Annotated in this window: 1 protein-coding gene; it reads left to right on the top strand. The window is 75.2% G+C overall.

Features of this window, described 5'->3' with window-relative positions; all coding sequences use genetic code 11:
* A partial coding sequence (locus Mterra_RS17965; RefSeq protein ID WP_119316397.1) for a translocation/assembly module TamB domain-containing protein occupies positions 1–5,918 on the top strand: 5,918 nt, incomplete at its 5' end.
* Positions 5,919–6,044 lie beyond the last annotated feature (126 nt).

Consider the following 6,044-nt stretch of genomic DNA (forward strand, 5'->3'; position numbering starts at 1 on the left):
AGGTGGGGCTCGACGCGCGGGGGCAGGCCGGCGGGGAGCTGGTGGCCTGGGAGCAGCGGGTGCGGCTGGACTACCAGGACGGGCGCCTCTCGGCCTTCCTGCCCGAGCAGGAGGTGGGGGCCCGGGTGCGGCTGCCCACCGACGGGCGGTTGGTGCTGGAGGGCCTGGGCGACCTGCGGGGCACCCTGCAGGTGCTGCCGGCCCCGGCGGGCGAGCTGCGCTTCGCCCGCGACGGCTGGCGCCTGCAGGCGGTGGTGGCCGGAACCGCCGAGCGCCCGACCGTCGGGCTCGAGGCCCGCACGCCCTGGGCCGAGCTCGAGGCCCAGGGGGCCATCAACCTCAAGGCCCAGACCAGCCAGGGCCGCCTGCGCGTGCGCAGCGAGTGGGCCGACGCCGACTTGGGCTTCGGCACCGAGGGCACGCGCTACCGCCTGAGCGGGCGCTTGGAGCCCAAGCAATACCTCCATCAGCCCGGCACCCTGCAGCTCGAGGGGGAGGGCGACCGCTGGCGGGCGGCCTGGGCGGGCGCCACCTTGCGCCTGTCGGCGGCGGGGCGGGGGACCGACGTCGAGGAGGCCCGCTGGCAGGGCCGGGCGACGGTCGAGGCCCTGCAGCGCGAGTTCACGCTCGACGGGGAGCTGCTCTACAGCGAGCAGGAGGTCACCGGGGCCCTCCGCGTCGAGGCCGAGCGGGTGGCGCTGGTGCTGGAGGGACGGGGCGACCACGTCGAGGCGCGGGGCGAGGCTCTGGGGGTGGAGGTCGCGGCCCGGAGCAGCCTGCGCGCCCAGCTCTCGGGGGAGCTGCGCTACGCCAACACCTTCGGCCGGGCCCGGCTCGAGGCCACCGCCCGATTGGGCGGCACGCTGATGCAGCCCCGGGCCGAGGGCAGCGGGCGGGTGCTGGGCGAGGGCTCGACCGTGGGGCTGCGCTTCGGCTACGCGGGGCAGCCGTGGCTCGAGGCCCAGGGGGCCGGGCTCGACCTCAGCTACCGCGAGGGCCGGGTCCGGCTGGCCGCCGACGCCGACTTAGGCCCCTTCACCGGGGTTCCGGTCCGGCTCGAGAGCACCGCCGAGGGGCCGCTGGAGCGCCTGGTGCTGCCGCTGCGGGTGAGCGGCGAGGGGCTGGAGGCGCGGGGCCAGTTCGCGGTGCAGGGGCTCGAGGGCACCCTGCAGGGCCTCTACCGCGGCCAGGGCTTCTTCCTGCGCTACAAGGACGGCGTCAGCGTCAACCTCACCGGCCCCTACCTGCGGGGCGAGGCCCGCTGGCGGGACGGGGGCGCCCGGGGCCGGCTCGCCGTGGACCTCCCGGTTCCCGGCGGGCGGCTGGCGGGCCTCGCCGACCTCGACGAGGGCCTTGTGCGGCTGGAGGGCCGCGAGGGCTGGCAGGGGGCGCTGAGCGCCCGGCTGCTGGGCGGCTACTCCGCCGACGCTGCCGTCGAGCTCCAGGGCGAGCTTTCCGGGCCGCTCGACCTGCGGGCCGGCCTCACCGTGAGGCCCGGCAGCCGCGAGGTGCGGGGCACGGCGCGGGTCGGGCTCGAGGGCTGGGGCGCGCTGGCGCTCGAGGGCCAGGGCCAGGCCGTGGCGGTCCGGGGTGAGGAGGGGCTCGAGCCGCTGCGGGCCAGCCTCGACCTGCAGAAGCTCAGCGCCGCCTGGCGCTACGACGGCCCCCTGCCGCGCGGCCTGGGCGAGCTCGAGGCCCAGGGCGTGGTCCCCGTACAGGGGCAGCTCAGCGGGCGGCTCAGCTACCGCTATACCGTGCTCCGCACCCGGGTCGAGGCCAACGGCTCCCTGAGCGGCACCCTCGGCCGGCCGGTGCTCGAGGGCACGGGCCGGGCCCAGGGGGAGGGCGCGGTGATCGGGCTGCGCTTCGGCTACCAGGGCCAGCCCTGGCTCGAGGCCCGGGGCGCGGGCGCCGACCTCAGCTACCGGGCCGGGCGGGTGGGGCTGCGGCTCGACACCGACTTAGGGCCCTTCACCGGCCTCCCCGTGCGGGTGCAGGGCCAGGGGGAGGGCCCGCTGGAGAGCCTGGTCCTGCCGGTCCGGCTGAGCGGGGAGGGCCTGGAGGCGAGCGGGCAGGTCAAGGTGGCCGGCCCCCAGGCCACGCTCGAGGGCCGCTACCGCGAGCAGCAGTTCGCGCTGTACTACGGCGAGGGGCTGCACGCCGAGCTCAAGGGCCCCTACCTCACGGGGGTCGCGCGGCTGGAGGGGGGCCGCCCCAGCGGCCTGCTCGCGCTCAACCTGCCGGTCCCGGGCGGGCGTCTGGTGGGCAACGCCGACCTCGACCGCGGGGCGGTGCGCCTGGCCGGGCGCGAGGGCTGGGCCGGGCGGCTGGAGCTCGACCTCCTGGGCGAGTACTCGGCCAACCCCGCCGTGCGGCTCGAGGCCGACCTCGAGGGCCCCTTCGGCCTGGAGGCCAGTCTCCAGGCCCGCCCCGCCGAGCGCAGCGTGCAGGGCGAGGCCCGGCTGAGCCTGCCGGAATGGGGCGCGGTGCGGCTGGCGGGCCAGGGCACGCAGGTGCAGGTGCAGGGCCTCGAGGCCCTGGCCCCCCTGCGCGGCCTCCTCGACCTCGAGAGCCTCAGCGCCCGCTGGAGCTACAGCGGCGAGCTGCCGCGCGGCCTGGGCGTGCTCGAGGCCACGGGAACCTACCCCGGGCAGTGGCTGCAGGGCCGCTGGAGGGGCTACGGCAAGACCCTCGAGCTGCGCGGCCAGGAGCAGGAGGTGCGGGTGCAGGGCGAGGGCCTGAGCGCCCGCGTCAGCGCCGGCGGCCTGGAGGGGCGGCTGCAGGGCTTCGACTACGGCGGCCTGGTGCTCGACGGGCAGGTGAGCGGGCCCTGGAGCAGGCTGGGCTTCGGCCTCGGCTGGAAGGCCCTGGGCCGCAGCGGGAAGGCCAGCGGCTCCTACGCCGCAGGCCGGCTCGAGGCCGCCCTGCAGGGCGACGTGGCCGGGCAGGTGGCCTACGGCCCCGGCTGGAGCGGCGAGCTGAAGCTGCGCGAGGGCACCGTGACCCTCACCGGCGACAAGCCCGTCCCCGTGGTGCAGGCCCGGGCGCTGGGCCTCACCGCCAGCCTGGAATACCCTAGCCTGCGGCTGAGCGCGGGCCGGGGGCCGGGCCTCGAGGTCAACCTGAACACCCGGCAGGCCGCCGGGCGGCTGGAGCAGTGGGGCGTGGCCTTCGAGGGGCAGGGCCCGGCGGTGGTCGCCACCTACCCGCTGGGCGACGGGCGGCTGCGGGCGTCGCTGGGCCTGCAGGACTTCGCCGTGCAGCTCACCGCGCCGGGGCTGGGGGAGGGGCAGCTCGAGTACCGCGGCGGCCGCCTGGGCGGCGAGCTCCAGGCCGCGCTCTACGGCCTCGAGCTGCGCCTGGAGGGCGCGGGCGACCGCCTGAACCTCAGCGGCACCCACGCCGCCACCGAGTGGCTGCCCTGGAAGCAGGGGCGGCTCGAGGGCGGCGTGAGCCTGAGTGGCGCCTGGCGCCTGGACTACCGCGCCGCCGGGGGCGAGGAGGTGCTCCAGGCCCAGGGGCAGGGGGCCGAGGGCCGGCTCCAGGCCGAGGGGCAGTGGGTCCGCGGCAGCCTGGCCCACAGCGCCCAGGGCGGCTGGAACGGCGCCCTCAACCTCGACCTCCCGCTCGCCCCCGTGGCGGCGCGGGTGCGGCTGGCGGTGCAGGCCCAGCGGACCCTCCAGGCCAAGGGCAGCCTCACCGGGGCGCTGGGCGACATCGACCTCGAGGCCCGCCAGACGCCCGAGGGGCCGGTGGCCCAGGCCACGCTGCGGGAAGTGCTGGTGCAGGACCTGCCCGTGGTGAGCAGCCAGGTGCCCTTCCTGCACGGGCGCGTCACCGGTCGGGCCAGCTACCGGCCCGACGAGCTCGAGGTGGTGCTGCAGAGCCAGAGCCTCGAGGTGCGCGAGCGCGAGGACCCCCTCGACATCGAGAGCCTCGAGGCCAGGACCCGCCGCGAGGCCCCGGGCGGCCTGCCCTTCAAGCTCACCGCCCGCTACCAGGGCGGGGCGCTGACGGGCGACCTCGAGCTCGGCAACAGCCGCGGCAGCGTGCGCCGGGTGGGCGACGTGCTCGACATCCGCTTCAAGGCCTCGGCCTTCCCGCTGCACTGGCTGGTCTCGGCCTGGGCCGGGACCCTCGACGGCGAGGCGACCTGGACCGGCGAAGCCAACCTGCGCTACGACCTCGGCGACTTCTGGAAGAGCGAGGGCACGCTGGTGGGCCAGGCCCTGCACTTCGGCAGCAGCAAGGAGTCGCTGCAGGGCCAGGCGGTGTTCCGCTTCGCCGACGAGCGGCTGTACGTCGAGCAGCTCCGCCTGCAGGGGGCGGGGAGCTGGAGCGGCCAGGGCTACTGGGGGCGCCGGGGCAGCGACCTCGAGCTGCGCCTGGAGAACACCACCTTCACGCCGGTGCTCCAGGTGATCCCCCAACTGCGCCCCTACGTCCCCGAGGGCAGCGGCACCGTGCGCCTCACCGCCCGCGAGCAGCAGCTCAGCCTCGACCTGGAGAACTTCAAGTTCAAGCTCGGGCCGGTGGCCGCCGAGACCCCGCGGGCCCGGCTGCGCATCGGGCAGACCGCCCAGGCCGAAGGCCGCCTCAAGCTCACCGCGCCCTACCCCGCCGAGGCCGAGCTCTCCGGCTCGGGCAGCCTCTCCAACTTCACCATCAACGCCAAGGGGCAGGCCAACATCCCGCTGTTGCCGCCCAACCAGCCCTTCACCCTCACCTTCGGCTACCCCGGCTACACCGTCAACGCCGAGCTGCCCAACCAGAGCGCGAGGCTCTACCTCTCGCTCTTCCCCCGCCTGGCCGGGGCGCTGGTGGGCGAGCTGCCGGTGTCCTACCCGCGCTACTTCCTCAAGAACGGGCTGGTCCTGGCCGGGGTTAACATCCAGCAGGAGCAGGGCGTCTACAAGCTCAACGGCACCGTGGAGGTGCTGCGGGCCGAGCTGGGCCTGCCGCCCGGCGAGACCGAGGTCTCCATCCCCGCCAGCGCGGTCCAGGCCCCGGGCAGCGGCACCCCCGCCGCGCGCGCGCCCGTGGAGTTCGTCAACCTGCGGGTGGTAGCCAGCCGCGGCATCCTCATCCAGGAGCCCCTGCTCAACGGCGAGCTGGCCGGGGACGTCTACCTCAACGGGCCGCTCGACAACCCCTACCTCACCGGCCGCGTGGTGCCGCTGCAGGGCAACATCCGGCTGTGGGACCGCAACTTCGCCATCCTCACCAGCTATCAGGACGTGCCCAGCGAGGCGGTCTTCAGCCCCGACAAGGGCATCCTCCCCGACGTGACCTTGGTGGCCCAGACCCGCGTGCCCACCGAGCGCGGGCTGGTCGAGGTCACGGCCTTCCTCAGGAGCCAGTTCGTGCGGGAGAGCGGGCGCATCAAGGCCAAGCTCGAGCCCACCTTCACCGCCGTCCACCCCACCGAAGGCCGCCCGCTGACCCTGGCCGAGATCGCGGGCGTGCTGATCTTCGGCCGCATCGACGCCCAGGCCGACGTGCAGAACCTGGCGACTTCGGCGGGCGTGGCGCTCACCAACTTCCTGCTCGGCCAGATCGAGGGCCAGCTCGCGCAGGCCCTGGGCCTCGACCGCGTGGTGGTGACGGTGCGCGGCCTGGCTGAGGGTGAGCGGGTGGAGGAGACGAGCTTCACCTTCGGCAAGTACATCACCCCCGAGCTCTACCTCCAGACCCAGGTCGATTTCCAGTTCCGCGTCAACTTCCTGGCCGAGTACCAGCTCGACGGGCTGCGCATCCGCTTCGGCCTGGACAACCTGGGCGCGGCCTACCCCAACCTCAACTTCGGCCTGGCCTACCTCTTCACCCCCAACTTCGGCATCGACCTCTCCCTCCGCTCCGAGCAGCGCGACGGCCAGACCGACAACCGCTTCGGCATCGGCTTGCAGATCCGCTTCTGATGGCCGATGGCTAGGGTTTAGCCGTCAGCGAGGGGCTGGAGATTCGTGGTTCACCCTGCCCCAACCCTCCCCGCGCGCGGGGAGGGTTGGGGCAGGGTGAACCACGAATCTCCAGCCCCTCGCTGA

This window comes from Calidithermus terrae (assembly GCF_003574345.1).
Lineage (GTDB): Bacteria > Deinococcota > Deinococci > Deinococcales > Thermaceae > Calidithermus > Calidithermus chliarophilus.